Source organism: Flavobacterium sp., assembly GCF_044360715.1.
Classification (GTDB): domain Bacteria; phylum Bacteroidota; class Bacteroidia; order Flavobacteriales; family Flavobacteriaceae; genus Flavobacterium.
Genome location: NZ_JBIKJY010000022.1, coordinates 14,468 through 40,229, shown reverse-complemented (window position 1 = coordinate 40,229; position 25,762 = coordinate 14,468). Strand labels below are relative to the sequence as shown.

The 25,762-nt window shown below is 29.7% G+C and carries 29 protein-coding genes, 1 pseudogene and 1 riboswitch; of the genes and pseudogenes, 13 read left to right on the top strand and 17 right to left on the bottom strand.

Annotation, left to right across the window (positions count from 1 at the left end):
- Window positions 1–432 (top strand): annotated as a pseudogene (locus ACIQ16_RS08255) (asparagine synthetase B); the annotation flags it as partial.
- A 58-nt stretch (window positions 433–490) separates the two neighbouring features.
- On the opposite strand, the gene ACIQ16_RS08250 reads toward ACIQ16_RS08255, so the two are convergent.
- Genes ACIQ16_RS08250 through ACIQ16_RS08240 form a run of 3 tightly spaced genes read right to left on the bottom strand, consistent with a single transcriptional unit; the run spans window position 491 to window position 2,107 of the window.
- The gene (locus tag ACIQ16_RS08250; RefSeq protein ID WP_396150465.1) at window positions 491–1,147 is read right to left on the bottom strand and encodes a hypothetical protein; all 657 of its coding nucleotides are present in this window, start codon (window positions 1,145–1,147) and stop codon (window positions 491–493) included.
- 33 nt (window positions 1,148–1,180) lie between these two features.
- The gene (locus ACIQ16_RS08245) at window positions 1,181–1,720 is read right to left on the bottom strand and encodes a YceI family protein (protein WP_396150463.1); all 540 of its coding nucleotides are present in this window, start codon (window positions 1,718–1,720) and stop codon (window positions 1,181–1,183) included.
- A gap of 27 nt (window positions 1,721–1,747) precedes the next feature.
- The gene (locus ACIQ16_RS08240) at window positions 1,748–2,107 is read right to left on the bottom strand and encodes a hypothetical protein (RefSeq protein ID WP_396150461.1); all 360 of its coding nucleotides are present in this window, start codon (window positions 2,105–2,107) and stop codon (window positions 1,748–1,750) included.
- A gap of 69 nt (window positions 2,108–2,176) precedes the next feature.
- Between ACIQ16_RS08240 and ACIQ16_RS08235 the strand changes: the two genes are divergently transcribed.
- From ACIQ16_RS08235 to ACIQ16_RS08215, 5 genes are read left to right on the top strand one after another with little or no spacing between them, the layout of a single operon-like run.
- On the top strand, window positions 2,177–2,554 hold the full coding sequence (locus ACIQ16_RS08235) for a hypothetical protein (RefSeq protein ID WP_396150459.1): 378 nt from the start codon (window positions 2,177–2,179) through the stop codon (window positions 2,552–2,554).
- A 2-nt stretch (window positions 2,555–2,556) separates the two neighbouring features.
- Entirely contained in the window at window positions 2,557–3,408 is an 852-nt protein-coding gene (locus ACIQ16_RS08230) for a DUF5777 family beta-barrel protein (protein ID WP_396150457.1), read from the top strand.
- A gap of 3 nt (window positions 3,409–3,411) precedes the next feature.
- A complete protein-coding gene (locus ACIQ16_RS08225; protein WP_396150455.1) occupies window positions 3,412–3,921 on the top strand; it encodes an ankyrin repeat domain-containing protein in 510 nt (169 codons plus the stop codon).
- A 17-nt stretch (window positions 3,922–3,938) separates the two neighbouring features.
- Window positions 3,939–4,697 (top strand): T9SS type A sorting domain-containing protein, encoded by a 759-nt coding sequence (locus ACIQ16_RS08220; protein WP_396150453.1) that lies wholly within the window; start codon window positions 3,939–3,941, stop codon window positions 4,695–4,697.
- 59 nt (window positions 4,698–4,756) lie between these two features.
- Window positions 4,757–5,713, top strand: a complete 957-nt coding sequence (locus ACIQ16_RS08215; RefSeq protein ID WP_396150451.1) for an ion channel — start codon at window positions 4,757–4,759, stop codon at window positions 5,711–5,713.
- Between the two features lie 12 nt (window positions 5,714–5,725).
- Here ACIQ16_RS08215 and ACIQ16_RS08210 read toward each other — a convergent pair whose 3' ends face one another.
- The 3 genes from ACIQ16_RS08210 to rmuC are packed head-to-tail and all read right to left on the bottom strand — an operon-like array spanning window position 5,726 to window position 8,016.
- Window positions 5,726–6,271 carry an acyl-CoA thioesterase gene (locus ACIQ16_RS08210; protein WP_396150449.1) on the bottom strand — a complete coding sequence of 182 codons (546 nt, stop codon included), beginning with the start codon at window positions 6,269–6,271 and terminating at the stop codon, window positions 5,726–5,728.
- 19 nt (window positions 6,272–6,290) lie between these two features.
- A complete protein-coding gene (locus ACIQ16_RS08205) occupies window positions 6,291–6,647 on the bottom strand; it encodes a 6-phosphogluconate dehydrogenase (RefSeq protein WP_396150447.1) in 357 nt (118 codons plus the stop codon).
- Between the two features lie 22 nt (window positions 6,648–6,669).
- On the bottom strand, window positions 6,670–8,016 hold the full coding sequence (gene rmuC / locus ACIQ16_RS08200; RefSeq protein ID WP_396150445.1) for a DNA recombination protein RmuC: 1,347 nt from the start codon (window positions 8,014–8,016) through the stop codon (window positions 6,670–6,672).
- A gap of 142 nt (window positions 8,017–8,158) precedes the next feature.
- On the opposite strand from rmuC, the gene ACIQ16_RS08195 reads away from it, so the two are divergent.
- Window positions 8,159–8,743, top strand: a complete 585-nt coding sequence (locus ACIQ16_RS08195; RefSeq protein WP_396150443.1) for a pseudouridine synthase — start codon at window positions 8,159–8,161, stop codon at window positions 8,741–8,743.
- A 58-nt stretch (window positions 8,744–8,801) separates the two neighbouring features.
- On the opposite strand, the gene ACIQ16_RS08190 is transcribed toward ACIQ16_RS08195, so the two are convergent.
- The 5 genes from ACIQ16_RS08190 to ACIQ16_RS08170 all read right to left on the bottom strand — a co-directional run bounded on the left by ACIQ16_RS08190 (window position 8,802) and on the right by ACIQ16_RS08170 (window position 12,644).
- Window positions 8,802–9,407, bottom strand: a complete 606-nt coding sequence (locus ACIQ16_RS08190) for a zeta toxin family protein (protein ID WP_396150441.1) — start codon at window positions 9,405–9,407, stop codon at window positions 8,802–8,804.
- The gene (locus tag ACIQ16_RS08185) at window positions 9,400–9,561 is read right to left on the bottom strand and encodes a hypothetical protein (RefSeq protein ID WP_291242137.1); all 162 of its coding nucleotides are present in this window, start codon (window positions 9,559–9,561) and stop codon (window positions 9,400–9,402) included. Before ACIQ16_RS08185 ends, ACIQ16_RS08190 begins: the two co-directional genes overlap by 8 nt.
- Window positions 9,562–9,597: 36 nt before the next feature.
- Window positions 9,598–10,377 carry an ABC transporter ATP-binding protein gene (locus ACIQ16_RS08180; RefSeq protein ID WP_396150438.1) on the bottom strand — a complete coding sequence of 260 codons (780 nt, stop codon included), beginning with the start codon at window positions 10,375–10,377 and terminating at the stop codon, window positions 9,598–9,600.
- Window positions 10,378–10,482: 105 nt separating this feature from the next.
- The gene (locus ACIQ16_RS08175; RefSeq protein ID WP_396150435.1) at window positions 10,483–11,511 is read right to left on the bottom strand and encodes an iron chelate uptake ABC transporter family permease subunit; all 1,029 of its coding nucleotides are present in this window, start codon (window positions 11,509–11,511) and stop codon (window positions 10,483–10,485) included.
- A gap of 2 nt (window positions 11,512–11,513) precedes the next feature.
- The gene (locus ACIQ16_RS08170; protein ID WP_396150433.1) at window positions 11,514–12,644 is read right to left on the bottom strand and encodes an ABC transporter substrate-binding protein; all 1,131 of its coding nucleotides are present in this window, start codon (window positions 12,642–12,644) and stop codon (window positions 11,514–11,516) included.
- Between the two features lie 64 nt (window positions 12,645–12,708).
- Window positions 12,709–12,912: riboswitch (cobalamin riboswitch) on the top strand.
- A gap of 74 nt (window positions 12,913–12,986) precedes the next feature.
- Between ACIQ16_RS08170 and ACIQ16_RS08165 the strand changes: the two genes are divergently transcribed.
- The 3 genes from ACIQ16_RS08165 (at window position 12,987) to ACIQ16_RS08155 (ending at window position 16,082) form a co-directional block, all read left to right on the top strand.
- Window positions 12,987–14,909 (top strand): TonB-dependent receptor plug domain-containing protein, encoded by a 1,923-nt coding sequence (locus ACIQ16_RS08165; protein WP_396150431.1) that lies wholly within the window; start codon window positions 12,987–12,989, stop codon window positions 14,907–14,909.
- 113 nt (window positions 14,910–15,022) lie between these two features.
- Complete coding sequence (locus ACIQ16_RS08160) at window positions 15,023–15,544, top strand: DUF4252 domain-containing protein (RefSeq protein ID WP_396150429.1); 522 nt, start codon at window positions 15,023–15,025, stop codon at window positions 15,542–15,544.
- A 4-nt stretch (window positions 15,545–15,548) separates the two neighbouring features.
- Window positions 15,549–16,082: a DUF4252 domain-containing protein gene (locus tag ACIQ16_RS08155; protein WP_396150427.1), complete on the top strand. Its 534-nt coding sequence runs from the start codon at window positions 15,549–15,551 to the stop codon at window positions 16,080–16,082.
- 51 nt (window positions 16,083–16,133) lie between these two features.
- On the opposite strand, the gene ACIQ16_RS08150 is transcribed toward ACIQ16_RS08155, so the two are convergent.
- The 6 genes from ACIQ16_RS08150 to ACIQ16_RS08125 form a co-directional block, all read right to left on the bottom strand.
- Window positions 16,134–18,938, bottom strand: a complete 2,805-nt coding sequence (locus ACIQ16_RS08150) for a GH92 family glycosyl hydrolase (protein ID WP_396150426.1) — start codon at window positions 18,936–18,938, stop codon at window positions 16,134–16,136.
- Window positions 18,939–19,022: 84 nt separating this feature from the next.
- The gene (locus tag ACIQ16_RS08145) at window positions 19,023–19,430 is read right to left on the bottom strand and encodes a hypothetical protein (RefSeq protein WP_396150424.1); all 408 of its coding nucleotides are present in this window, start codon (window positions 19,428–19,430) and stop codon (window positions 19,023–19,025) included.
- Window positions 19,431–19,444: 14 nt separating this feature from the next.
- Entirely contained in the window at window positions 19,445–20,284 is an 840-nt protein-coding gene (locus tag ACIQ16_RS08140) for a GIN domain-containing protein (RefSeq protein WP_396150422.1), read from the bottom strand.
- Window positions 20,285–20,543: 259 nt separating this feature from the next.
- Window positions 20,544–21,251: a head GIN domain-containing protein gene (locus tag ACIQ16_RS08135; RefSeq protein WP_396150420.1), complete on the bottom strand. Its 708-nt coding sequence runs from the start codon at window positions 21,249–21,251 to the stop codon at window positions 20,544–20,546.
- Between the two features lie 5 nt (window positions 21,252–21,256).
- A complete protein-coding gene (locus ACIQ16_RS08130; protein WP_396150418.1) occupies window positions 21,257–22,990 on the bottom strand; it encodes a PspC domain-containing protein in 1,734 nt (577 codons plus the stop codon).
- Between the two features lie 6 nt (window positions 22,991–22,996).
- Window positions 22,997–23,326, bottom strand: a complete 330-nt coding sequence (locus tag ACIQ16_RS08125; protein ID WP_396150416.1) for a PadR family transcriptional regulator — start codon at window positions 23,324–23,326, stop codon at window positions 22,997–22,999.
- 200 nt (window positions 23,327–23,526) lie between these two features.
- Here ACIQ16_RS08125 and ACIQ16_RS08120 point away from each other — a divergent pair, with 200 nt between their 5' ends.
- The 3 genes from ACIQ16_RS08120 (at window position 23,527) to ACIQ16_RS08110 (ending at window position 25,651) form a co-directional block, all read left to right on the top strand.
- Window positions 23,527–23,982, top strand: coding sequence for a DUF4442 domain-containing protein (locus tag ACIQ16_RS08120; protein ID WP_396150414.1), 456 nt, complete (start codon window positions 23,527–23,529; stop codon window positions 23,980–23,982).
- 79 nt (window positions 23,983–24,061) lie between these two features.
- Window positions 24,062–24,967 (top strand): TIGR01777 family oxidoreductase, encoded by a 906-nt coding sequence (locus ACIQ16_RS08115; protein ID WP_396150412.1) that lies wholly within the window; start codon window positions 24,062–24,064, stop codon window positions 24,965–24,967.
- Between the two features lie 147 nt (window positions 24,968–25,114).
- Window positions 25,115–25,651, top strand: coding sequence for a nucleotide exchange factor GrpE (locus tag ACIQ16_RS08110; RefSeq protein WP_353077782.1), 537 nt, complete (start codon window positions 25,115–25,117; stop codon window positions 25,649–25,651).
- Window positions 25,652–25,762: the final 111 nt, after the last annotated feature.

Below are 25,762 nucleotides of genomic sequence, written 5' to 3'. Positions count from 1 at the left end.
ATGAAATATGAGTTTTCTGATATTGATACCACAGAAGAACACGGCAAAGGTAGTTTTTCAATGGAAGTTGATTATTTTACCTTAATGGATTTTTCTGCAAAATGGGATCCTATTCCTACGATGTTATGCCAAAATCATACGCAAATTGTAAAAGGATTTATGGGACAAACAACGGCTTTTGTTTCGGAAAAAATTAAATCGAATGTTTTGTTAATGGGAGAATGTAAAATTAATGGTGAAGCAAGATACATTCACGGAACTAAAGGCAAAGGAATGTTTACTTATTATGGTGGGCATGATCCAGAAGATTATCAACATAGAGTGGGAGATGCACCAACAGTTTTAGATTTGCATCCAAATTCACCAGGATATCGATTAATTTTAAATAATGTACTTTTTCCTGCAGCTCGAAAAAAGAAACTTAAAACATAAAAAAATATCCCAAACTCAATTTGAATTTGGGATATTTTAGTTTGTATTAAAAGGTAAATTACATACCTCCTAATTCTTGTTGTAATTCTTCTTGTGTTACTTTTTTGTATCCTTCTGGCACTGTAAAGCAAGATGCAGAAGGCGCTTTGTCTACTGCAGTAGCTAATAATACCACTTTTCCTTTTTCGCTATTTACTTCAACTTCTAAAGGAAATCCTGTAAGTTTTAATTTATCTGCAGGTAAAGATTGTACCGCAATAGCTTCTGTAATATAAAAGGTATTCACTACTCCGCTATTCATTGTAACTAAAGCTTTATAACATTTATACCCTAAAATTTCTTTAGTTGCTTTTTTATCATAAGTAACTGATTCAGCATCTTTTAGAGAAGCTACATCTGTGTTAGCAAATCCTTCTGCTTCACCTGTTACTTCATATTTTTTACCCATCATTTCCATTAGCATTCTGGTTTCTTTTGGGTTGTTTTTGTCCATAGAAATGGTTTTTACAGATATCATTCCGCCCATCATATCCAGTTGAGTTGCTGAAGATTTTTCATCAAATGAGATTTTAATAGTATTTGTTCCCATTGCTGCCATTTCCTCATTGTCAGGCATTGTCATTTCATACGTTACAGCGCCTGTTTTTGTTTGTGCATAAAATTGTGTAGATACAATTGCAAAGGCAACGAATGCTAATTTTTTTAAGTTTTTCATGTGTAATTGGGTTTAAATTTAAAGATTAGTAAATTATTTTAATAAGAAGTTACAATTTAAAGTTACTTTTTTTGAAACTTTTTTTGAAACAACACTTGGTATTTCAATATCAAAGTCGGACACATTAACGTTAAAATCTGTTTTAATTTCTATATCCGAACCTGTTTTTTTAATTTTTGCAATTGAAGTAATGTCTTTACTTTTTCCGTGAAGTTCTAATTTCCCTTTAATAGTATAATCTTTTAAACTCGAAGTTAATTTAGTAACATCAAAATTCTCAATTTTACCTTTAAAAGTTGCTTTAGGAAATTTAGAACTTTCAATATAATTTTCATTAAAATGCTCTTCCATTAATGCAATTTTAAATCTAAAACCTTTCATTAAAGCTAAAACAGCAATTTCACCATTATTAGTATTCATAATGCAAGTTACCGCGTTATTTTTTGCTTTAATTTCCTCAAAAGAAGGAACGGAAGCTTCAAAACTGATACTTCCAGTTTTGGTTAGCTTTTTTTCTTGAACAGGAGTCAAACTCATGAATAGTATCCATCCAAATAGTGCGATTTTTTTCATTTTAAAGTAGTTAAGGGGTAATTCAAATTATTCTAAAAGTCCGTCTGTGTTCCAATCTATTATTAAATCTATTGAAGATTGTGGCAGTCGAGTTCCTTGATAGGGCATCATTCCTGAAGCGCCTTGAGCTCTTGAAATACGATCAATAAGACCATTATTAAGTACAGAATTTTTTACTTGTATGTACGTTACTAAAGACGTTTGTGCACCAGCCGATGGGGTAGTACTATGGCAAGCCACGCAATTATTATCTATAATTGGCTTTATGTTTTGAATGTATTTTGTTGTATTTGAAGTTAATGGAATTGTTAAATCATCTTCTGAATGATTGCTACAACCACAAATAAAAAATAGTGTGCTAAAAATTAAATAATGTATTTTTTTCATGTTAAAATTGTTTTATATTCACAATATTACAAAATAATTTATAAGTTTGTACGTAGAGAATTAAAATATATGAAAAAAATAGTTGTTGGTATAGTTGTTCTGTTTGCGATACTTTTGGTGTCATACAAATATTTATATCATGCACACAGAGATATTGCAAATGAGGAAGCTGTTTTTTCAGTAACAGTAAAACAAGTTTCGAATGATTTTTTGCAAGATGAAGCAAAAGCAAATTTAAAATACTTAGATAAATCTATACAAATTACAGGAAAAGTTACTAATCTTGATATTGCAAATAAAACCATAGTATTGGACGAAAAAGTATTTGTACTATTAAAAGACGCCAATGTTGTTAAATTAAATGAAACTATTTTGGTTAAAGGAAGAGTTATTGGATACGACTCATTATTAGAAGAAATAAAAATAGATCAAGCTGAAATTAAATAATTATGATAAAGAAAATTACTTTTTTATTTTGTGTATTCCCATTTTTAATGGTTGCTCAAGACGATTTACTTAATGAAATCGATACAATATCTGACGCAAATGAATCAGAAGTTGCTGCATTTAAATCATTAAAAATTGTAAATTTAGAATCTACAAAATTAGCATCAAAAGGCGATATGTATTTTGTGGTTGCTCACAGATTTGGTTATTTTGACAAAGGATTTGAAGATTTTTTCGGTTTGGATGAAGCCAATACACGTTTGCAATTTGTATATGGATTAACCAATGGTGTTACGATCCATGCTTCTCGTTCTGGATTTCAAAAAACGTATGAGTTTGCTACTAAATACAGATTATTCGGACAGAAAAAACAGGGCTTTCCTTTTGAAATCGTTGGATTTAATAGTTTAGCAATTAATACAGAATTAGAGAAAACAACTTTGCCAAAATTAGAATTTTCAGATCGTTTGGCTTATGTGAATCAAATTCTAATTTCAAGAAAATTCAATGATAATTTATCGTTAGAAATTGCACCAACACATTTTCATCAAAATTATGTAGCCAATAATTCTCAAGACAATAGTCAATTTGCCGTTGGTTTAGGAGGTAGGTATAAGTTTACCAAACGTTGGTCGTTTAATTTGGATTATGCAGCACATTTAAACAGAGCATCTAATTCTACTTTCAAAAATCCACTTTCCATTGGGTTCGATTTAGAAACCGGTGGTCATGTTTTCCAAATGCATTTTACGAATTCACAAGCCATGCATGAATCGGGATATTTAGGAAACACTTCAGGAAGTTTGAATGATGGAAAAATTGCTTTTGGATTTAATTTAATTCGCGTTTTTTAGTATATGAAAATAATATTTTTGTTTTTATTTATTTTTTCAACTACTTTTGCACAGAAAGATGTTTTTGCTGTGTCCAGAAATGGGAGTCTTTTAGAATTAAAAGAATTAATTAAGTCAGATATAGATTGCATAAATAAAATAAATGAGAATGGATATTCCACTTTAATTTTAGCTATTTATTCTAATAATATTGAAGTTGCAAATTATTTATTGCAAAATGTGAACAATATTAATTATCTTTCTAAAAGTGGAACTGCATTGATGGCAGCAGTAATCAAAGAAAATTATGAATTTTCAAAGCAATTAATTGAAAAAAAAGCCAATCTTGATTTTCAAGATTCAAATGGTCAAACTGCTTTAATTATGGCAATTAACACCAATAATATACCTATAATTGAAGCTTTAATTTCTGCTAAAGCAAATGTCAAAATTAAAGACAATTACAATAAAGAAGCCCTTGATTATGCTCTTAAAACAAATAATCAAAAAATTATTAATCTACTAAATTATTAACCATTACATTTTAAATTATGAAAAAAATTTTACTTTTTACACTAATTCTTTTTGGTATGAGTGCTACTGCACAAAATCATACTACTGGAGTAATCAATTTGACTACAGGTTATACAGTTAAATTTGATACGAATCCAACGACGGTAACAATGACATTAGTTGGCCCATCTAATAAATGGTTAGGACTTGGATTTGGAATGACCTCAATGTTTTCAACTGGTGATGGTGTAATTGCATCTGGAGCATCAACAACTACTTTAACTGATAGAAATTTCACAGGATCTGGAAGCACTCCAAATTCAGATGCAACACAAAACTGGACGACAACATCAAATGATGTAGTTGGTACCGTTAGAACAATTATAGCTACAAGAGCTTTATCAACAGGTGATACCTCAGGTTCAGATTTTACTTTTACAAATTCAACTGCTTCAATTAATTTAATATGGGCTTTAGGTAGTAGTTTGACCCTTGCACAACATCAATCGAGAGGAAGTGGAGTTTCTGGAACTTTTGCTTTGAGTACTGATTCATTTGCTATGGCAGGATTTAAACTATATCCAAATCCAGCAGATGATATTTTTGCTGTAGAATTACCGAATGAATTTGAAACTGTTGAAGTTAAATTATTTGATGTTGTAGGTAAATTAGTTTTTACTAAACAAATTTCTCAATTAGATAACAAAATAGATATTAATAGTTTGGTAGCTGGAAATTATATTATAAAAGTTACTTCAGATGAAAAAACTTTCAGCACAAATTTAATTATTCAATAATATATTTATAAAAAATATTACTTTTACAAAGTCCCAAATTATTGGGACTTTTTTAATATATGGCATTACTTCATAAAATAAATAAAAAAGCAAAAGCTGAAAACAATACTGGTTTTGGTACAAATTCTCAAAATTATGGCGGCCGGTTCATAAATAAAAACGGGAATGCAAATATTCAAAAAGTGGGTATAGGTTTTTTGGAAGGAATTAGTTGGTATCATACCATGTTGAAAATTCCTAGATGGAAGTTTTTCTTTATCATAATCCTTTTTTATTTTATTGTTAATTTGTTTTTTGCTTCCATTTATATGTTAATTGGAGTTGAAAATTTAAAAGGTGTTTCATCAATTTCAAAAATAGATAAATTTGGAGAAGCATTCTTTTTTAGTATTCAGACTTTTACTACAGTTGGCTATGGGCATATTAGTCCTTCAGGTTTTTTAGCCAGTTTTGTGGCAGCTGTAGAAGCATTATCAGGATTGCTAAGTTTTGCTATAGCAACCGGTTTGTTTTACGGAAGATTTAGTAAACCAAATGCATTTATAAAGTTTTCAGAAAATGCGTTAATAGCACCTTATAAAGAAGGAACCGCTTTAATGATGCGTTTGGCACCTCATAAGAACACCAATTTAACTGATGCTGAAGCTTTTGTTACTGTTGGTATTTTAATTGATGAAAATGGAGTTATTTCTAATAAATTTTATAATTTACCTTTAGAAATGAGTAAAATAAATTCTTTAACTTTAAGTTGGACATTAGTGCATCCAATAGATGAGGAAAGTCCACTATTTAATTTAAATCAATCTGATTATAAAAATACTATTGGAGAAATTTTAATTTATATAAAAACATTTGACGATATGTATTCATCAACAGTTGCTAAAAGGACTTCATATACATTTAATGAAGTAGTTTATGGTGCTAAATTTTCCCCAATGTATTCAAAAAATGAATCAAATACCAAAACAGTTTTGCATTTGGAATATTTAAATTCTTTTACTCGTATAAAAATTTAAAAAATTAGAAATTTATTTTAATTTCAGAATAACATTATAATTTTCTAAATTATTTAATGCTTCATTCGAAGAATAATCTAAGGTAACTTCCTCTTCTAAATATTCTTTTTTTGCAGAAATTCTATTGATACTTTCGTAAAAACGACGCACTTCTTCTAAATTTGATAAGACTAATTTGGGAACTTGTACATTTTTACCATCTTGATTTTTGGCAACCATTGTAAAATAACTTGAATTTGTGTGCTTTACTTTTCCGGTTTGAATATTTTGTGAAGTTACGCGAATCCCAACTACCATAGAGCTGTTGCCTACATAATTCACACATGCTTTTAAGGTGACTAATTCGCCGATTTCAACAGGATTCAAAAAATTCACCGTATCAACGGATGCCGTTACGCAATAACTTCCACAATATTTAGAAGCACAGGCAAAAGCAATTTGATCCATTAAACTTAATAAATAGCCACCGTGAATTTTACCACTAAAATTACTATGCGATGGCAACATTAATTGAGTTAACGTTACTTTAGATGCTGAGACTGTATTAGCTGTATTCATTTTTTTGTATAAAATAAGTTTATTTTTCAGGTTGAACTTTTGTAATATAATAATTAGAATCGCCCCACCATAAAAAAGTGTCATAACGTTCAATATATTCTATTCTTACAAATTTCCCTTGATTGTTTTTTAATTGTTCAATTACTTCTGGCTCATTATCCATTACAGAAAATGCAAATTTTTGTGAACTTGAAAGACCTTGGCTTAATTCACCTTCCCAAGTTTTAAAAAAGTAACCTTTATGGCTAAATTTTATTAATTCGCCAGTTCGCATTCCGTCACTAAAAGTTGCGTAGTATAAAAAAGAAACGTACGAAGCGCCAGCTAATACAATAGCTAATATTCCATATATAAGTACTTTTTGAATAAGGGTCATATTGTTTGTCATATACTCTGAATTAATTGTCAGTTTCAATTATTAAATCTTCGTCATTTTCAGCTCGTTTCAAAATAGCTTCTGGTAAAGCTTTTTTTGCTTTAGCTCCCATCTTCTTTAATTTTTCAGCACTGGTAACTAAATTTCCTTTTCCTTCGGTAAGTTTATTCATTGCTGCAGAATATTCTATTTTTGCTTCGTCCATTTTCTTACCAATTTTAATTAAATCTGAAACAAAACCTTCAAATTTATCATACAAAGCACCAGCTTGACGCGCAATTTCAATAGCATTTTCTTGTTGTTTTTGATTGGTCCACATACTATCAATAGTTCGTAAAGTTGCCAATAGCGTAGAAGGTGTTACAATCACAATATTTTTTTCAAATGCTTTATTGTATAAGGTTAAATCTTCTTGTAACGCCAATGCGAAAGCGGGTTCAATTGGAATGAACAACAAAACAAAATCAGGACTTTCCATTTGATAAATGTCTTGATATCGCTTGTCACTTAATTGTTCTACGTGTCTTTTTACCGAATTTACGTGCTCTTTTAAATGAATATTTTGTTGCACATCATCTTCTTCATTTACATATTTTTCATAAGCAGTTAAAGATACTTTACTGTCTACTACCATCTTTTTTCCATCAGGTAAATTGATAATTACATCGGGTAAAATTCTTGTGCCTTCTACAGTTGTAAAGGCTTGTTGAACTTCGTATTCTCGACCTTTTTCTAATCCGGATTTTTCTAATACGCGTTCTAAAACGAGTTCGCCCCAATTTCCTTGCATTTTACTATCGCCTTTTAACGCTTTGGTTAAGTTGATGGTTTCTTTGCTCATTTGGGCATTCATTTCGCTTAAGCTTACAATTTGTTGACGTAACGCAGCGTGATAATCAATACTTTCTTTATGTGTGTCTTCAACTTTTTTCTCAAAATGTAAAATTTTATCTTGTAATGGTGATAAAATATTTTTTAAGTTTTCTTTGTTTTGTTCGGTAAATTTCTGCGTTTTTTCTTCTAAAATTTTATTGGCTAAATTTTCAAATTCCTTACTAAATTTTTCTTGTAATTGATTGATTTCTTCTTTCTGTTCTTTTGTTCGATCTAATAAATTGTCGAAATCATTTTCTTTTTTTGCTAATAAAATGGCAAATTCTTCTTTTTCAGTTTGTGTTTTTTGTTTCTCGATTTGCAAATTCTGAAACGATGATTTTAATTCTGCAAGTTGATGCGATTGTGATGTTAATTGCCCTTCTAAATTGCTTTTTTCAGCATTAGACTGGGTTTTTGAAAGTAGCTTTCCAATGTAAAAACCAATGGCTAAAGCAATTAAAATGGCGAATACTAAGATAATTGATGTGTTCATTTTCGGATTAAAATTTGTTAGATAGTAAAATTACTATTTTTTTTAAATTTTTCCTCAATTAAAAAAATAAAACACATAAGTTCCTAAAAGTTTTATTTTTTCTAAATGTATATGTGTTTAAAATTAGTACTATTTTTGCAAAATGAAGTTACACCAACATTTTATTTTACACAAGCCCCACGGATTTATTAGTCAGTTTATTTACGAATTAAAGCGTAATAAAAGAAAATTAGGTGAACTTTATGATTTTCCAGAAGGCACAATGGCGATTGGTAGATTAGATGAAGATTCTGAAGGGTTATTATTACTAACAACCGACGGAATGATGAGTGAATTGGTTCGAAGCAAAAAAGTGGAGAAAGAATATTACGCGCAAGTTGATGGAATTATTACATTGGAAGCTGTTGAACAACTGAAAAATGGGGTAGAAATTGGTTTTCACGGTAAAAAATATATAACAAAAAAATGTCAAGCAAAATTAATTGATAATCCAACTCACATTGGTGAAGGCAGAAGAATTAGAGACGAGCGACACGGACCTACAAGTTGGGTTTCAATAACGCTAACCGAAGGAAAATTTAGACAAGTAAGAAAGATGACTTCTGCTGTTGGTTTTCCAACTTTACGATTAATTAGAGTTCGAGTGGGTAATATTGAGTTAGGTAATTTAAAAGCTGGTGAAGTAAAAGAAATTTTCGCAACAGATTTTGATAGAATTTTGGAGTAATTTTTAAGTTATATGATTTTATCTGACAATAAATTCCCTTTTTTTACTAAAAGAATATTTATTTGATTGATTTATAAATAGGCTTTGCCCATTCGTTAATATCGCTATATTTTTTTAACAATTTTCCATTTGAAGTTCTGAAAAGTAATTTTGCTTCAGAAAAATCAATTGAATTATCATAAACATAAAGTCTATCAACAATATTAGAAATTATTGTACAATTTGATATTGATTTAGAATAACGAGTAATTATTTTTGTAATTGGAACATCATGACCACCTTCTAAAACTCTATTAGTAATTCTTTTGGCATTTATCTCTGGATGATTTGTTCCAATAAAGAAAAAACGAATAAAATAGCCATTAGAGATAGCTTTTTTAATAAAATCAATCTTATCATTTGCGGAGAAAACGGTTTCAAAAATTAAACTTTTGTTCTCTTTTATGCAGTTTTCTCTTCTTTCTTCAGCAATTTTAGCTGCCTTGTAAATAGCTTCAATATTATTCCAACCACCAAATTCGTCTTCGGCAATCTGATCTGGATTTATGTAAACACAATTTTCAATCCAATGATGTTTCAATAATTGATTCGTAACAGAAGTTTTTCCAGAACCATTTGGACCTGCAATAACAATTAATATTGGTTTTGATGACTCGCTATGCATGTAAAGCTTTTGCAATTTTTAAATCGTTTTCTTGAATTTTTTTTAAATTCATTTTTGCAATTTTTGCTTTTTTCTTTACGTCAATCAAAACGTTTTTCATCAATTTTTTCAATTGAACTTCGCTCGGTTCATTATTTGAATCTAATAAACTCATAAATTTTAAATTAAAATACTTACAAATATATAAAATTTATCTGACAATAAATTTACCGTGTATTTTATCAAAAACAATATGCTCATCTTTAAATAAGGTATCAAAAACACCTTTTTCTATTAAATTACAAGGTTGGTCTTGAATACAGAAACCTTCTGTCATTACTATCATTTCATCAGAAAGTTGAATTGCCAAATCGATATCGTGAGTTGAAAATAAAATGCATTTTTCTGTTTCGTGTGCCAGTTTTTGTAATAATTTAAATACTGAAACTTTATGAAACAAATCTAAATGGGTTGTGGGTTCATCCAAAATAATTAAATCAGTATCTTGCGCTAAAGCTCTTGCAATTAAAACTTTTTGTAATTGTCCATCAGAAATTTCGTAATGTTTTTTTTCTGTTAAATGTGCAATATTTGTAAGTTGAATGGCTTTGGTGATTTTAGTGATGTCATCTTCTGATAAGGTTCCAATCCAATTGGTATACGGTTGTCTTCCTAAAGCAATTAATTCCCATACGGTTAAATTACTACTTGGAAGTTTATCGGTTAAAACCAAACTTTGTTGTTGTGCTAAATCAGAATTTTCAATTGAATAAATATTTTTGTTGTTTAAAATTACGTCACCCGAAATTGGTGTTTGGATAGCAGTAATTGTTCGTAATAATGTTGATTTTCCAATACCATTTCCACCAATTAATGTAATTAACTTACCTTTTGTTAATGAAATATTTATATCACTCGCAATGGTTAATACTTCTTTTTTTGAAGCATAACCAATGGTAAGATTTTTGGTATGTAGTATGTTGTTATTCATTGATTTAATAGGTACGCCGATTTTTATGATTGAACTGATTTTAATTGATTTTTAAAAATATTTTGCGAATCTCTGTGTTTCTCTGTGAAACTTTGTGTAATTATTTTAATTAATTCCTCTTTTTCTTACCAACAACCAAATTACAATTGGCGCTCCTAAAATTGATGTAATTGCATTAATTGGTAAAGTAAAATCTAAACCTGGTAATTGTGAAATCGTATCACAAAGTAACATAATTAGTGCACCTAATACAATGGTTGATAAAAATAATATTTTATGATTACTTGTTTGAAATACTAATTTTGAAATGTGTGGCACCGCTAAACCAACAAATGCAATTGGTCCTACAAAAGCAGTAATGCTTCCTGCTAAAATTCCTGTTGCTATAAAAATTAAATTACGTTGTTTTTTAATATCGATTCCTAAACTTTTTGCATAATTTTCGCCAAGAAGAAATGCATCTAAACTTTTTATCGAGAACAAACTTAAAAACAAACCAATTGCTATAGAAATACTTAATATAGAAATTTGTATCCAACTTAAATTTCCTAAATTTCCCATTGACCAAAATGTGAATTTTTGTAATTGTTCTGCGGTACTAAAATAAGTTAAAACGCTAACAATTGCTCCAGTGAAACTACTAAACATTAAGCCTACAATTAAAATTGAAAGTGTGTCTTTTAATTTTTTGGAGACTAAAAAAACTAAAGATAATACAAATAAACTTCCTAAAATGGAGGCGAATAATATACCAATACTGGAAACAAAAAGTTCCGCAAAAAACCCTGGTAAAATCGAAGCGCCCATAATTACAAAAGCCACACCCAGACTGGAGCCAGAACTTAATCCCAAAACATAAGGTCCAGCTAAAGGATTTCTGAATAATGTTTGCATCAACAAACCCGAAATTGATAAGCCAATGCCAACTAAAGCCGCTGTAATTGCTTTTGGTAATCGGAAATTGATAATAATATATTCCCAAGTATCTTTTACTTCTCCAAATCCAAAAATTGATTTTGCAACTTCTTTTATAGGAATAGCTACTTGACCAAAACTAATATTTAGTATAAAAACAACTGCTAAACCAATTAGTAAAGCAGAAAACAGGATTTTATGTTTTGCGTTTTTTTTCAATTTTACTTTAGTTTTTCAAAGAAATATAGTTGATAATTAGGTAATAATTCTGGATGAAATATTTTTACTAAATCTTTCAACACTAAATCTGGTCGATTAGGCGCTAATTCGTAATAAATTACACCACCCGTTTTGCCTTTCTTTTTACTAAACGAATAAATATTTTTTGTTTTAAAAGCTTTAAATTGTGAATAATGGGGATTTGCATTTTTAATTTCTTCTAATGAGGTATATTGATCCATAAACCAAATATCAGCATTTTTGGCAATACTATATACTTTTTCAAAAGATAAAGATAGGCTTCCAGTTCCTTTGGTTTTTGCCCATAAATAGTTTCCATTTGCATTAGTAATAAATTTTGCACCCCAACTTTCCCCTTGTGGCAAATACCATTTATCTTCGTATAAAGAACCACTAAAAACAGTTGGTTTTGTTTTAGTTTTTTCAACTAATTTTAAAGTCTCATTATATGTTTTTTCAATAGAATTAAAAATTTCATTGGCTTGTTTTTCTTTCCCAAACAGCACGCCAAACAGTTTAATCCATTCTACTTTTCCTAAAGGTGATTGTTCGTTCCAATCGCCATTTAAAATTACTTTTAAGCCATTTTTTTCTAAATTATCTAAAATTGGATTACTATTGTCTAAGCCATAGCCCATAATGATATCCGGTTGTAAATTAATCAGAACTTCCGTATTCAAGGTTTGATTGCTTCCTAATTCTTTTATTTTTCCAGAATCAATTAAATTTCTAACTTTTTCAGAAGAAATATAATTCAAATTTGGAAATCCAACTAATTTTGATTCTTCACCTAACATTTCTAATGATGGAATATGCGTAGTCGATGTTAGTACAATATTTTTTATCGGAACTTGTATTTGTGACACGTTTTTATATTCAACAGGAATAACAGCATTTTTTTTCTTTAAAATATACAAAAATTTCTTTTTAGAATTTGGCCAAGGCGAACTTACTTCCACTACAGAATAATTATCTTTAGTGATAATTGACAGCCCTTTTGCATGTTTTATTTCGTTGTTCGAAGCTTTTTTTAATGTGTTTTCATTATTATTCTTACACTGAATAAAAACAAATAAAAGTAAAATAAAAGCAAATTTTCGAGACCTATACATTGGTGTAATTTTTTACAAAAGTAAAAGATATTTATATAGTTTGATTTTAAATTTTAATAAATTACTTTTACACCTGAATTTTGGTTGATGTTCTATAACGTAGAATAATCATTAAAAGGGAATCAGGTGAAATACCTGAGCTGTACCCGCAACTGTATGCTACTATACGTTAGTGTTATCTGCAAATCCACTGTTTCGCTTTAAACGAGATGGGAAGGAAGACACTAATATGCAAGCCAGGAGACCTGCCACATTCATTGAGTATCAAACTTTCGGGAAAAAAGGTTTGGGTATGGGTAATTCTATGCTTTTCTCCCATATTGGAAAATTAAAATTGTAAAAATGAAACGTAATTTCATTAAACTATCTGCGTATTTTACGTTGGTAACTTCTTTTGCTATGGCTCAAGAACAAAATCTGTCAAAAACAATTCAAGAGATTGTAATTTCCGACACCAAATTTGCGCAAAGCAAAGAAAAATCAGGAAAAATTATTGAAAAAATTACTGCAAAAGATTTAGAAAACAAAAAAGGCCAATCTTTAGCCAATGTTTTAAGTCAAGTAGCCGGTGTAGAAGTAAATGGGAATCAGTCTGGAACCGGAAAAAATTTAGCATATTATATTCGAGGCGGAAGAAGTCGCCAAGTATTAATTGTAATTGACGGAGTTCCTGTAACAGATGCTTCAGGAATTGGTTTGCAATACGACTTACGTTTGTTACCTGTAGAACAAATTGAAAGTATAGAAATTATGAAAGGAGCAGCAAGTACTTTATATGGTTCGGGTGCCGCAACAGGATTAATAAATATCACATTAAAGAAAGCGGTAAAAAAAGAAATTGAAGGTACCGCTTATATAAATTTAGGAACACAAAATGTAGCCAATCAAACAAAAACAAGTGCCCAAGATTTTAATCAAGGGTTTTCTGTAAATGGAACAAAAGGTCGTTTTTCGTATTTAACATCATTAAATAGTGCCGAAACAAAAGGAATTAGTGAAGCCGCAGGTTCAAATTTTGAAGAAGATAATTTTTCAAGAGTAAATATAATGCAAAAGATAGGTATCGATTTTAATTCTAAAATTAATTTTCAAGCTTTTGCTAATTATGACCGATTAAAATCTGCTTTTGATGGTGGAAGTTTTTCAGATGAAGTGGCAAACATTTCTTTTTCAGAACAGTTTAGGGTAGGTTTTACCACGAAATATAAATATGTAAAAGGAGAATTAAATTTTGTAACAGGTTATACAAATTTGGAAAGAAAATACGACACTTACAGCTCTTGGACTTCCAGTGTTGACTATTCGTATTACAAATCCAGAAGTATGAATGCCGATTTATTTAACAAATATAATTTTTCAAAACAGGTTTTTTTAATACTTGGAACGCAATTTCAGTTTATGGATATGCAGGAAGAAAGCGCTTATGAATCTATCAAAAATACTCAAGCCAACTTTAACGTGTTTGATCCATACGCAACATTGGTATATTATTCAAATTTTGGACTAAATATTAATGCGGGTGCAAGAATTAACAATCATAATGTATATGGTAATTATACTACTTTTAATTTTAATCCTTCGTTCAACTTTAAAACAATGCCCTTAAAGTTAATTTCTTCTTATAGCACCGCATATATTACGCCATCGTTGTATCAATTGTATTCGCCCTACGGAAATTTAACTTTAAAACCAGAAGAAAACACTACTATTGAAGCGGGTTTTGAAACAAATTTGTTTCAGAATAAAATTTCATTTAATGCGGTTGGTTTTTATAGAGAAGAAGAAAATAGTTACGACTTTTTTACCGATGAAGTCACTTATGAATCGAAATACATTAATAATTCAAGTCAAGTTATTGCAAAAGGTGTTGAAACTAATTTAGTATTAAAACCTGTTTCTTATTTTTCTATAAATGGAAATTATACGTTTACACAAGTTGCCGAAGCGCAAAGCAAGTTAATTCCGAAGCATAAAGTAAATGTTTCATTTGATGTAGACTTAACAAAAAAAATCCATTGGAATACACAATATCAATATGTGGAATCCAGAAACGACGCTTTTTTTGATAACAATACTTTTGCTACTGTCAATACCGTTTTGGCATCGTATCAAATCTTAAATTCGAATATTTCTTATGAGGTTCTATCAAATAGATTATCTGTTTTTACGGCTGTTACAAATATTTTAGATAAAGATTTTTATGAAAATATTGGATATTCTGCAAGAGGAAGAAACTTTAAATTAGGAATCAATTTAAAGTTTTAAAATTTTCTAAATCGTAAGATTATGCTGCGTTTTTGTTTTATGTAACAATTTTACTTTAATGTAGTCTAATCTTTGGAATAGATTTTGATATTTAAATTAAAAAATAGTGAGTTATGAAAAAAATTATTGTTTATGTTGCTTTGATGGTTTCGTCATTAGTATTTTCACAAAATGCTTTTGATAAATTAGAAGATAAAGATGGGGTGGAAAGCATTGTGGTTTCTAAAAAAATGTTCGATTTAATGAGTAAAGTTAAAGTGGATGCAAAAGATAAAGAAATGCAGCAATATATGAACTTACTTAAAAAATTAGATAATTTACAAGCGTATTACACCTCACAAGCGAAATGGAGTGGCGATTTAAATGCTGCAGTGGCATCGTATTTAAAATCGAATCCTTTAGATGCGATTTCGTCCACTACGCAAGATGGAAATGCTATAAAAGTGTACGGAAAAACAGATGCAAATGAAACCAATGTAAAAGAAGTTTTAGTTGTGGTAAACGGTAATTTTAATGGTGTAAAAACATCAATTGTATCTATAAAAGGCGATTTTCCTTTGAGTGAAATTGCATTACTTGTTAAAAAGTTAAATCTTCCAGGAGCCGATATTTTAAGTAAAATTGAAAAAAAATAATCGGATGAAAAAGGTATTTTTACTTGCTATTGCAGTCATTACATTCAGTTGTAAACAAGAAGCTTCCTTACAAAAATACTTTGTGGAAAGTGGCGAAAAAAAGGAATTTATGGCTTTAGACGTTTCCTCTTCTATTTTAAATATTAATAAAAGTAAGTTATCTGCATCAGAAAAAGCGGCATTAGCATCGTTTGATAAAGTAAATATTTTAGCTTTTAAAAAAGACGGAAAAAATAACGCTCAATACTCAAAAGAAATAAAAGAAGTTAAAGAAATTTTAAAAGACACGGTGTATCAACCATTAATAAAATTAAATGGAGTAGGGCAAAACGCCTCTATAATGATAGTGGGCGACAATAAAGAAATTGATGAATTAATAATGTTCGGAAACAAAAAAGAATTAGGTTTTACGGTTGTTCGAGTTTTAGGAAACGATATGAAACCAGAAAACGCAATGGAATTTTTAAGCATTCTTCAAAAATCGAATATCGATATGGAGCAATTGAAACCCATATTAAACTTCGTGAATAAGAAATAAAGTTTTAAATATAAAATCCCATAACAGATTAAGTTATGGGATTTTTTTTGATTATTTTATGATTATCTCATCTACAAAAATAAACGCATCACCGCCAAAACCTTGATGCCATTCTGGTAATTTTCCGAAATTTTTGGCAATAACTTTTACGTAACGTGCTTTTTTGTTATTGGTTTCGTTAGCTATGAAATTTAAAATAATGTTTTCCTCAATTTTTGGATCTAACGTATTGTTTACCGAACCGAAATAGGTAAAATTCATGTTATCATCCGAAATATAATAGTCAACTTTGGTTGGCATTACAATCCACGAACGTTGGTCTTGTAAAAAACGGGCTGAAATTTCAGTAATATCTTTCGCTTCTTGTAAATCAACAACCGCTTCAAAATCCTGACTTTGGTAGCCTTGCCAATCGCCTTTACGCCAGTTCTCTGTTCCTAAAATACCATCTAACAACCCTTCAGGACCACCAGCGTGATATTGCGGATTGTTTTTTGATTTGATATTGATACTGTAATTGTTAGGTTTTTTGAAGAATTGGGCGGAAATGGTATTGCTTTGTAAATTATTATTGATAACATAACTCGATATTGTTGCATTTTGCTGAATTTCAAATGGTTGATTATACAATTCAAATGATTTTTTCTCTAATGTTTCAACGTAATTATTTATTTTAAAATATATTTTATCATTCGCATTTTGAGATTTCAATTCAATCTTCAATTTTTCCTTAAACGCTTTACTTTCTGCTTGAATTATTGGAACAGGGGTGATTTTTTCAGGTAAAGCAAATAATTCTCTTTTGATTATCTCAAATCCAAAAGATGATAAATCCATATTTTTAGTTATTATTTTTGATGTTTTGTTTTCAAAATTGACTTTAATATTTTCAAAATATGGTTCAGTTGTACTCCAAGAAGGTTCAATATTTCCAGGTGAAACATTGTAAATTCCCATAGCACTCAACACATACCAAGCACTCATTTGGCCGCAGTCTTCGTTGCCTATTAAACCATCGGGCGTGTTTTTGTAAAATTCATTTAAAATATAATGTACTTTTTCTTTTGTTTTTTCAGGTTTTCCTACATAATTGTATAAAAATGCCATATGGTGACTGGGTTCGTTTCCGTGCGCATATTGACCAATTAAACCCGTTACATCGACTTGTTCTCTGCCTGTCGTTTTGCTTTCGCTGTTAAACATTTCATCTAACTTGGCTTCAAATTTTTCAGGTCCGCCATACGCTTCTATCATTCCAAAAATATTTTGTGGCACGAAAAACGAATACTGCCAAGAATTTCCTTCTGTAAAATTATTATTCACTTCTCTTGGATCAAAAGGTTTGTCCCAACCACCGTTTTTCTTCGGACGCATAAAACCGGTTTCCCAATCAAAAGTGTTTCTCCAATTTTCAGAACGTTTTGAAAAACGAGCAACTTCATTGCCGTTTTTTATTATCTGAGCCATTTGAGCAATACACCAATCGTCATACGCATATTCTAAAGTTTTAGAAATGCTTTCGTGTTCGTCATCCATTGAAATGAAACCGTTTTTCTTGTAGGCTTCTAAGCCCAAAACATCTCTCATAGCTGAGGCTTTACTGGCTTCAAAGGCTTTTTCGTAATCAAAACCTGTTATGCCTTTTGCCATTGCATCGGCGATTACAGAAACCGAATGATAACCAATCATACAATCCGTTTCATTTGACGCCAATTCCCAAACAGGTAATCTACCGCCTTGTTCGTATTGTTTGATGAACGTATTGATGTAATCGGCAGTTCGTTTTTTATCGATTAAAGTATATAACGGATGTGCGCCTCTAAAGGTATCCCAAAGTGAAAAAACTGTGTAATAATCAAAACCTTCTGCAGTATGAATTTGGTTGTCTCTACCTCGGTATTTCCCGTCCAAATCTTGTGCAATATTCGGTTGCATCATCGTGTGATACAATGCCGTATAGAAAATCGCTAACTTATCTTTATCATCAGAAGTGACTTCAATTTTTGATAATTCTTTGTTCCAAAGGGTTTCTGCCTCTTTCTTAACTTTTTCAAAATCCCAATGCTTGATTTCGGAACTGTTTAATTTCGCTCCTTCATAACTCGTTGGTGAAAGTGAGACTTTTAAGAGAATTTTTTCACCTTTTTTGACTTGTTTTGAGAAACTTAAAGCCAATTCAGTTCCTTTGTATATTCCTTCTAACTTTGTGTTTTCCTTGTTTTCTTCTTTAACCAGATTCACTTTTAAAGGCACATTGAACTCAATGCGAGCATACACATATTGATCTCTTGCCCAAGCTTCGCTTCTTCGTAAGACTTCAATGGTTTTATCATCAATTACTCGAATTCTTCCTTCCAATAACTTATCGCGATGATTCAAATCTAAAATAATATTAGCTTGTCCTGCTTTGTTAAACGTATATTCATGAAAACCAACACGCGTTGAAGAGGTTAATCGCACATCGATATTATGTTTGTCTAATTTTACAGCATAAAATCCAGCGGAAGCTTTTTCATTAGCATGCGAAAAAGTTGAGGAATAGACTTTGTTATCAAACGAAGATTCAGCCATAGTTGGCATCAACATAATATCACCATAATCGGAAACACCGGTTCCATTCAAATGCGTATGTGAAAATCCGTAAATAGTACTATCATCGTAATGATACCCACTACAGCCATCCCAACTACCATCAATACGCGTATCTGGTGACAATTGCACCATTCCATAAGGCACAGTTGCACCTGGAAACGTATGGCCGTGACCGCCGGTTCCAATAAATGGATTGACGTGTTTAGCAAAATCTTGTGCGAATAATAAAGTGGGAAGTAGTAAAAATAAAATTGCTTTCTTCATGATAATAGAATATTGTTGATGTAAATTTCAACAAACTATTTGAAAAAAGCAATTTTACAAGAAATTAAATCGGTTGGATGAGGTTTATTTACCTATAATACCAATACGATTAATTGTATGTAATTCTGTGTTGTTTTCGTCTTTTATTGTATTTGCTTCAAAGGTGAAGTTTTTATCATATAATTTTCCGTTTAGAAAATACGTAAGCATAAAATGATTGTTTAACTGCAATACATTGTTTTCTAATAATTCCACTTTTATAGCAGTTTCAGGTAAAACTTCGTTAAAAGCATGTCGAAAACTTCCTGTTTTTCTTTCTTCACCATTAATAATTCCAGTAGCATTTGAAACTACCATTGCCATTTCTAATTTTTCTGAAGTAGTGTTTAATAAGTAGGCATACCAACTGTTCTCTCCAAAATCTTCATTCCATTCTTTTATGGCAATAACATATACGTTTTCTACTTCAGGAATAATAATGTCTTTTTTCATGAGAAGTTACTGCTTTATTTTATTTTTTTAGATAAAGTAGCCGTATTTGTAAATATCTTTAAATCTACTTTTGGCTCTCCTAATAAGTCAATTTGTGTGTTTCCTGAAGCTGAAATTTCAATGGTTTTTTGCGCATTTACGGAACACGATGTGTAACCTTCTGCAATTAATTCCATATCAACAACAGTGAATTTTTTAGCCACTAAACTTGAATTATTATCCAATCTTATTTTTGCAATTTGCGCATCACCTTCAATAGTTGCTTGTGATTTTTGGTATAAATCAACCTTAGATTCTGGTGAAGCAATTAATGCTTTTAAATTTGCGTCTTTACTTAATTCAACAACAGATTTCTCTGCTTGAACATTGATTTCTGCTTTCGATTTATCTGTCAAAATTAATGTAAAATTAGTGGACTTCACATTTAAAAAAGATTGGGATTTATCGAAGTTTTTAACAGTAATATTTGCTAACGCGATATCTGCAATGGCATTAACTTTACTTTCATGTCGTGCTACGATTGTTTTTAAGCTGTCATTATAATTTACTCTTATAGCCATTTTTTTCTCGCCAACAGGTTGTTTTAATGCTGTTAATTTTAGAGTTTTCCCTAAAACATTATAGCTAATTATGTCATGTAAATTATCATCGGCTTCAATTTCAATCGATGTTTTTTCTCCTTTTACGAAATATACATCTAAAAATTCTTCAATTTCTACATGTTCAAATTCTTCAACTTCTTTTACAGAAATGGTTACAATTTTTGAACCTTTTATTTTTTCTAACTTAGCTTGTGCTGTTGCTAATGAAAAGCTAAACAATGTAATTACGAAAAGCGTGATTGATTTTATCATTTTATATAAATTTTTAAATTTTAAGTACAAATATATTAAAAAAAATCCCGAATTAGTCGGGATTTATATGTTGTGATATTAGAATTTCTATCTTAAAAAAAAGATGTTAAAAAATACTTTCTATAAATTGAATTACTAACTGAACAGCAATATCAATCATTTTAATTACAAATTGTATCATGATATGTTGGGGTTATAGATTATTTTCTGGTGTAAAATTAAGTATAAATTATGAAATGAATGTTAAAAATAAATTAAATTATTCTACAGATATTTCACCACCGCTTGTTTCTTTACCTCGAAACTCTCTTGGTCTTTTTACCGATGAAATTGTTCCCGCACTTTCTGCTTTTGCATCTAATTTTACAATGGCATGTACTTTGATATTGCTTGCGCTTGACGCCTCAGCAAATACTTCATTTGACATTAATTCAGATGCATCTATGGAACTAGCACTTGAAGCATTTGTTTCTAATTTTAATGTTTTTCCTTTTATAGTAACATCTCCAGTACTTGAGGCATCAATTGTAATGGTTTCATATTCAGCTTCCAAATTTATTTCACTTGCACTGGTAGCGTTAATATTTAAACTGTTACCTTTTATAGTATTTACTGATTTGATACTCGAAGCACTTGTTGTTTCTATTCCATTTAATTGTTTTATTTTAACTCGCACAATTAGTTCTTCACATTCTATCATATTTTTATCTAAACTTATTTTCAAAACACCATTTGAAATAGTTGTTTTAACATGATTTTGTAAATTAGAATCCGTTTCAACTTCAATACTGTTGTTTTCGGCTTGTTCAATTTCAACAACAATTGCTTCGCTGGTTTCAATTTTTGTAAAATTCTCCGTTACCTCTCTTTTAGTTGTTGTAACCTGTCCATTTCCTTTTGTTTGATTCACAAATTCTTGACAAGAAAAAAATGAAATAATTATGAATGTATATAATATATTTTTCATTTATGTTATTTTATAGTGATTCCATTCTTGTTGATTTTAATGCTTTCTGCATTTTCTTTTTCAACAGTTTTATTCCCTTTTTTTATAAGAATACCATCTTCATTTAAAATGATTTCTGAATTTTCTTCTAAATTTGAAAGGGTATCATTTTCAACATCATTATAATCGTTTTCATCAATTGGACAATTCATACATAACACTTTATTTTCTGAAACGATATATGTATAAGTATCTGAACTATGATGTAAGTTGAAATAATCATTTTCAGATATGTCAAAGTGTTTGAAGTTTTTATCTACTTTAAAAATAGTACCTTTTGGTAAATACAAAAACAGTTCTACTTCTTGGTCATGTTTTTTATTAGCTAAATCTGTAATCCAATAATTATCTAAAATTAAATTGTTGTTTTCAATTTTTACATTGTATTTTATTTTTTCAGCAGTTTGTTTGGCTTTTTTAATGCTACTTCCTTCGGCAGTTTTTTCAATTTGAAGAAAAGCAATTGGTTCGTTTGTTTCTACTATTTTAATAGACACATTATTTGAAAATATTATTTCTTTATCAGTATCATCATGAATAACTTCAAAATTTTCATAATCATAATTGTCTTTGCCGTATAAATTATTTGAAATAAATTTAATAGCTAAGGTATCAGTTGGTTTTAAATTGATAGCTACTTTTTCGATATCTTTTCCAGTATAAGCATTTTGACTAATTTCTTTTATAGTTAAAAACAACATGGATGCCAATCCAATAATCCAAATGGCTAATAACGAATAATTTATAGTATTTCCTATTGATTTTATCCTTGAAGTTAGTAATTTTAACCCTAAGATTAATAAGTAAAATAAAGGAATTCCTACTACTATAATTAATAATAAACCTTGAATCCAAATAGGCGTTTCGAAACTAAAAGGTGTGTGAATGTGATTGTATAGGAAATTATCTGGCATAGATGAGAAAAATATCATAGCGATTCCTCCAATAATCACACTAATCAATGTAATAGAGGTAAATAGCACTATAAAAACACCAATTATCTTAGAAATTACATTAAAAATAGATGTAACAATTTCACTTATTGTGTTTCCAATTCTTTCGGCACCATTTTTTGCATTTTTTGCCATTTTATCATGGTCTAAATTTGAGAATTTTTCTGAAATTTCATTAAATCCTTCTTTTACTTTTTTCTCAATATTTGAAATGTTTATTGGTTCGCCTTTCATTTCTAGTTTTTGTGAAGTAGTTACTGCTTCTGGAATTAAAATCCATAATATAATGTATAATACTAATCCAGTACCAAATCCAAAAAATAAAATTACCATTATGATTCTAAGCCATAAAGGATCAACTCCTAAATAATGCCCTAAACCTGATAAAACACCTCCTAAAAATGAGTTATCTTTATCTCTATATAATTTTTTTATGCTACCAGTTGAGGTGTAATTGGATTGAAAATCATTTTTTGGTGATTCATCTTCAATTTTATAATCTTCAGGTTGCCCCATTATCGTTATAATATCATCTACTTCTTTCAAGCCAATAACTTTTTTAGTAGAACCTAATTTTTCTGTAAAAAGTTCAGAAATTCTACTTTCAATATCATTAATAATTTCTTCTCTACCATCTGGCGATAATGAACGTTTAACCGCATCAAAGTAGTTGCTTAATTTTCTAAAGGCATCTTCATCAATGTGAAAGAAATAACCTCCTAAATTTATACTTGTTGTTTTGTTCATGGCCTATTATTTTTGATTAGTTATTGTGTTTACAGCACCTGATAATTCACTCCAAGTGTTGTTTAATTCTTTTAAAAATTCTTTTCCTTCATCCGTTAAACCGTAATATTTTCTTGGTGGCCCCGATGTAGATTCTTCCCAGCGATAGCTTAATAGATTGTCATTTTTTAATCTTGTTAATAAAGGATAAACAGTACCCTCCACAACAAGTAATTTAGCAGTTTTTAAGGTGTCCAAAATTTCAGAAGTGTAGGCGTCTTTCTCTTTTAATACAGATAAGATACAAAACTCTAAAACACCTTTTCGCATTTGAGCTTTTGTGTTTTCAATATTCATTTGAATTTGTTTTTTTAATCATGTTAAAACGATTTAAAATTTAGTACATTATTTAGTACATTATTTTCTTATGCAAATATATATCTAAAAACAGATACCTTGTTTCGCATAGTACTAATATTTAACATAATTTTAACATTTAAATTAAGTGTTTCATGCATCAATTTTTTTTCTTATTTTTACATAAAATATAAATAAATATGGAGTTTACACCTTTTAAATTAAATGCATATACCTTTTTTAAATTGCCTTCCGCATTTTGGAGTGGGGTTCGAGTAAAACAAATTACACCTGATACTTGTAAGGTAAATGTAAAACACAGTTGGTTCAATCAAAATCCGTTTAAATCTATGTATTTTGCAGTCCAAGCAATGGCTGCCGAATTTACTACTGGTGCTTTAGTGATGTTTCATATCAAATCAAGCGGAAAAAATATTTCAATGCTTGTGGCTCAAAATAAAGCTGTTTTCACAAAAAAAGCTACGGGTAAAATCACTTTTACCTGTAATCAAGGAAAGGAAATTGCCGAATGTATTGAAAATGCAATACGAACAAATGAAGGACAAACGATTTGGTTAACATCAATAGGAATAAATGAAAATAGCGAACAAGTTTCAGAAATGCAATTTCAATGGACTATAAAATCAAGAATATAATTTTTAGACATTTGTTAATCTTAGTTAATGTTTGATGTAAGCGTATAACTAATTGTAAATTTGTGATAAAATAATATAAATGAACATTTTAATAACAGGAGCAACTGGTTTAATAGGGAAAAAAATGGTGACTTTACTCAAAAAAGACAACCACATTATTCACTATTTATCAACTTCAAAAGCCAAAATTGAACACGAATCAAATTATAAAGGATTTTATTGGAATCCAAGTAAAGGGGAAATTGATCTTGCTGCTTTTGAAGATGTTTCCGTTATTATTCATTTAGCTGGTGCTTCAGTGTCAAAAAAATGGACAACTTCCTACAAAAAAGAAATTATTCAAAGTAGGGTTCAAAGTGCCAATTTACTTTTTAAAACGTTACAATCTCATCCAAATTCGGTAAAACAATTTATTTCAGCATCAGCAATTGGTATTTATCCAAATGATTTAACTGCCATTTATCACGAAGAAAATCTTTCTGTAGATGATTCTTTTTTAGGCGAAGTAACGCAACTTTGGGAAGAAAGCACCAATTTATTTAAATCCTTACCACTTTTGGTAACCACTATCAGAATTGGAGTGGTTTTAGCCAAAGAGTCAGGTGCATTGGTTGAAATGACAAAGCCTATAAAATTCGGATTCGGAGCTGCTTTGGCATCTGGAAAACAATATGTGTCTTGGATTCATATTGATGATTTAGTGGCTATTTTTAAATATGTTATAGATAACAATTTAGAAGGTATTTACAATGCGGTTTCGCTTTATCCCACAACTAATGAAGAACTAACAAAAGCAATTGCGAAAACCATTCATAAACCTTTGTTTTTACCGAATGTGCCAAAATTTATTTTGCGTTTACTTTTAGGAGAAATGCATCAAATTGTAACCAGTAGTCAACACGTGAGCTCAAGAAAAATATTAGATGCTGGTTTTCAATTTCAATATGCTTCGCTTAGTAAATCGCTGCAAAATCTATTGAAATAGTACTTTAATTTTTACTTTTTTTAAAATAGTATTCAAATTTATCTTTTTTTGGATATATTATTTGCGCTTTTTTATACTGACAATGTGTCATAAAATAAAGTATGGCAACACTTTTGCAATCTCAATTTGAAAATAAAATATACAATTATGAGTCAAGAAAATACTGAAAACATCGAAAAAGAGATCCTTCAGGATGAAAATGCTATAGAAAATCAAGATGTTCAAGAAAATAATGAGCCAGAAGTGTCAGTTGAAGATCAATTGCAAGAACAAAAAGATAAATTCATAAGATTATATGCCGAATTTGAAAATTACAAAAAAAGAACTTCAAAAGAACGTATAGACTTATTCAAAACTGCTGGACAAGAAATTTTACAATCGATGTTACCAGTTTTAGATGATTTCGATAGAGCATGGGCTCAGGTTTCTCAATCCGATGATGAAGCTTTAGTAAAAGGTGTAGAATTAATTCACGAAAAATTAAAATCAACATTAGTTTCTAAAGGACTGGAAGTTGTTGAAATTAAAGCTGGTGATGCATTCGATGCAGATTTTGCAGAAGCTATTACACAAATTCCAGCTCCAACTCCTAAATTAAAAGGAAAAATTGTTGACGTAATCGAAAAAGGGTACAAATTGGGTGATAAAATTATCCGTTTTCCAAAAGTAATTTTAGGTAACTAACTTAAGTAAAAATCAAATCCCAAATCGCAAATTTCCAAAGTTGGAATTTGAAAAAAAACACTTCGATGTTGAGATGTAGTTATAAGATTGGAATTTGGAATTTTTAATAAT

What these genes read in the sequence shown, in the direction of transcription:
- ACIQ16_RS08250 (WP_396150465.1), bottom strand. Translation starts at nt 1,147, where the DNA reads ATGAAAAACTTAAAAAAATTAGCATTCGTTGCCTTTGCAATTGTATCT.
- ACIQ16_RS08245 (WP_396150463.1), bottom strand. Translation starts at nt 1,720, where the DNA reads ATGAAAAAAATCGCACTATTTGGATGGATACTATTCATGAGTTTGACT.
- ACIQ16_RS08240 (WP_396150461.1), bottom strand. Translation starts at nt 2,107, where the DNA reads ATGAAAAAAATACATTATTTAATTTTTAGCACACTATTTTTTATTTGT.
- ACIQ16_RS08235 (WP_396150459.1), top strand. Translation starts at nt 2,177, where the DNA reads ATGAAAAAAATAGTTGTTGGTATAGTTGTTCTGTTTGCGATACTTTTG.
- ACIQ16_RS08230 (WP_396150457.1), top strand. Translation starts at nt 2,557, where the DNA reads ATGATAAAGAAAATTACTTTTTTATTTTGTGTATTCCCATTTTTAATG.
- ACIQ16_RS08225 (WP_396150455.1), top strand. Translation starts at nt 3,412, where the DNA reads ATGAAAATAATATTTTTGTTTTTATTTATTTTTTCAACTACTTTTGCA.
- ACIQ16_RS08220 (WP_396150453.1), top strand. Translation starts at nt 3,939, where the DNA reads ATGAAAAAAATTTTACTTTTTACACTAATTCTTTTTGGTATGAGTGCT.
- ACIQ16_RS08215 (WP_396150451.1), top strand. Translation starts at nt 4,757, where the DNA reads ATGGCATTACTTCATAAAATAAATAAAAAAGCAAAAGCTGAAAACAAT.
- ACIQ16_RS08210 (WP_396150449.1), bottom strand. Translation starts at nt 6,271, where the DNA reads ATGAATACAGCTAATACAGTCTCAGCATCTAAAGTAACGTTAACTCAA.
- ACIQ16_RS08205 (WP_396150447.1), bottom strand. Translation starts at nt 6,647, where the DNA reads ATGACCCTTATTCAAAAAGTACTTATATATGGAATATTAGCTATTGTA.
- rmuC (WP_396150445.1), bottom strand. Translation starts at nt 8,016, where the DNA reads ATGAACACATCAATTATCTTAGTATTCGCCATTTTAATTGCTTTAGCC.
- ACIQ16_RS08195 (WP_396150443.1), top strand. Translation starts at nt 8,159, where the DNA reads ATGAAGTTACACCAACATTTTATTTTACACAAGCCCCACGGATTTATT.
- ACIQ16_RS08190 (WP_396150441.1), bottom strand. Translation starts at nt 9,407, where the DNA reads ATGCATAGCGAGTCATCAAAACCAATATTAATTGTTATTGCAGGTCCA.
- ACIQ16_RS08185 (WP_291242137.1), bottom strand. Translation starts at nt 9,561, where the DNA reads ATGAGTTTATTAGATTCAAATAATGAACCGAGCGAAGTTCAATTGAAA.
- ACIQ16_RS08180 (WP_396150438.1), bottom strand. Translation starts at nt 10,377, where the DNA reads ATGAATAACAACATACTACATACCAAAAATCTTACCATTGGTTATGCT.
- ACIQ16_RS08170 (WP_396150433.1), bottom strand. Translation starts at nt 12,644, where the DNA reads ATGTATAGGTCTCGAAAATTTGCTTTTATTTTACTTTTATTTGTTTTT.
- ACIQ16_RS08165 (WP_396150431.1), top strand. Translation starts at nt 12,987, where the DNA reads ATGAAACGTAATTTCATTAAACTATCTGCGTATTTTACGTTGGTAACT.
- ACIQ16_RS08160 (WP_396150429.1), top strand. Translation starts at nt 15,023, where the DNA reads ATGAAAAAAATTATTGTTTATGTTGCTTTGATGGTTTCGTCATTAGTA.
- ACIQ16_RS08155 (WP_396150427.1), top strand. Translation starts at nt 15,549, where the DNA reads ATGAAAAAGGTATTTTTACTTGCTATTGCAGTCATTACATTCAGTTGT.
- ACIQ16_RS08150 (WP_396150426.1), bottom strand. Translation starts at nt 18,938, where the DNA reads ATGAAGAAAGCAATTTTATTTTTACTACTTCCCACTTTATTATTCGCA.
- ACIQ16_RS08145 (WP_396150424.1), bottom strand. Translation starts at nt 19,430, where the DNA reads ATGAAAAAAGACATTATTATTCCTGAAGTAGAAAACGTATATGTTATT.
- ACIQ16_RS08140 (WP_396150422.1), bottom strand. Translation starts at nt 20,284, where the DNA reads ATGATAAAATCAATCACGCTTTTCGTAATTACATTGTTTAGCTTTTCA.
- ACIQ16_RS08135 (WP_396150420.1), bottom strand. Translation starts at nt 21,251, where the DNA reads ATGAAAAATATATTATATACATTCATAATTATTTCATTTTTTTCTTGT.
- ACIQ16_RS08130 (WP_396150418.1), bottom strand. Translation starts at nt 22,990, where the DNA reads ATGAACAAAACAACAAGTATAAATTTAGGAGGTTATTTCTTTCACATT.
- ACIQ16_RS08125 (WP_396150416.1), bottom strand. Translation starts at nt 23,326, where the DNA reads ATGAATATTGAAAACACAAAAGCTCAAATGCGAAAAGGTGTTTTAGAG.
- ACIQ16_RS08120 (WP_396150414.1), top strand. Translation starts at nt 23,527, where the DNA reads ATGGAGTTTACACCTTTTAAATTAAATGCATATACCTTTTTTAAATTG.
- ACIQ16_RS08115 (WP_396150412.1), top strand. Translation starts at nt 24,062, where the DNA reads ATGAACATTTTAATAACAGGAGCAACTGGTTTAATAGGGAAAAAAATG.
- ACIQ16_RS08110 (WP_353077782.1), top strand. Translation starts at nt 25,115, where the DNA reads ATGAGTCAAGAAAATACTGAAAACATCGAAAAAGAGATCCTTCAGGAT.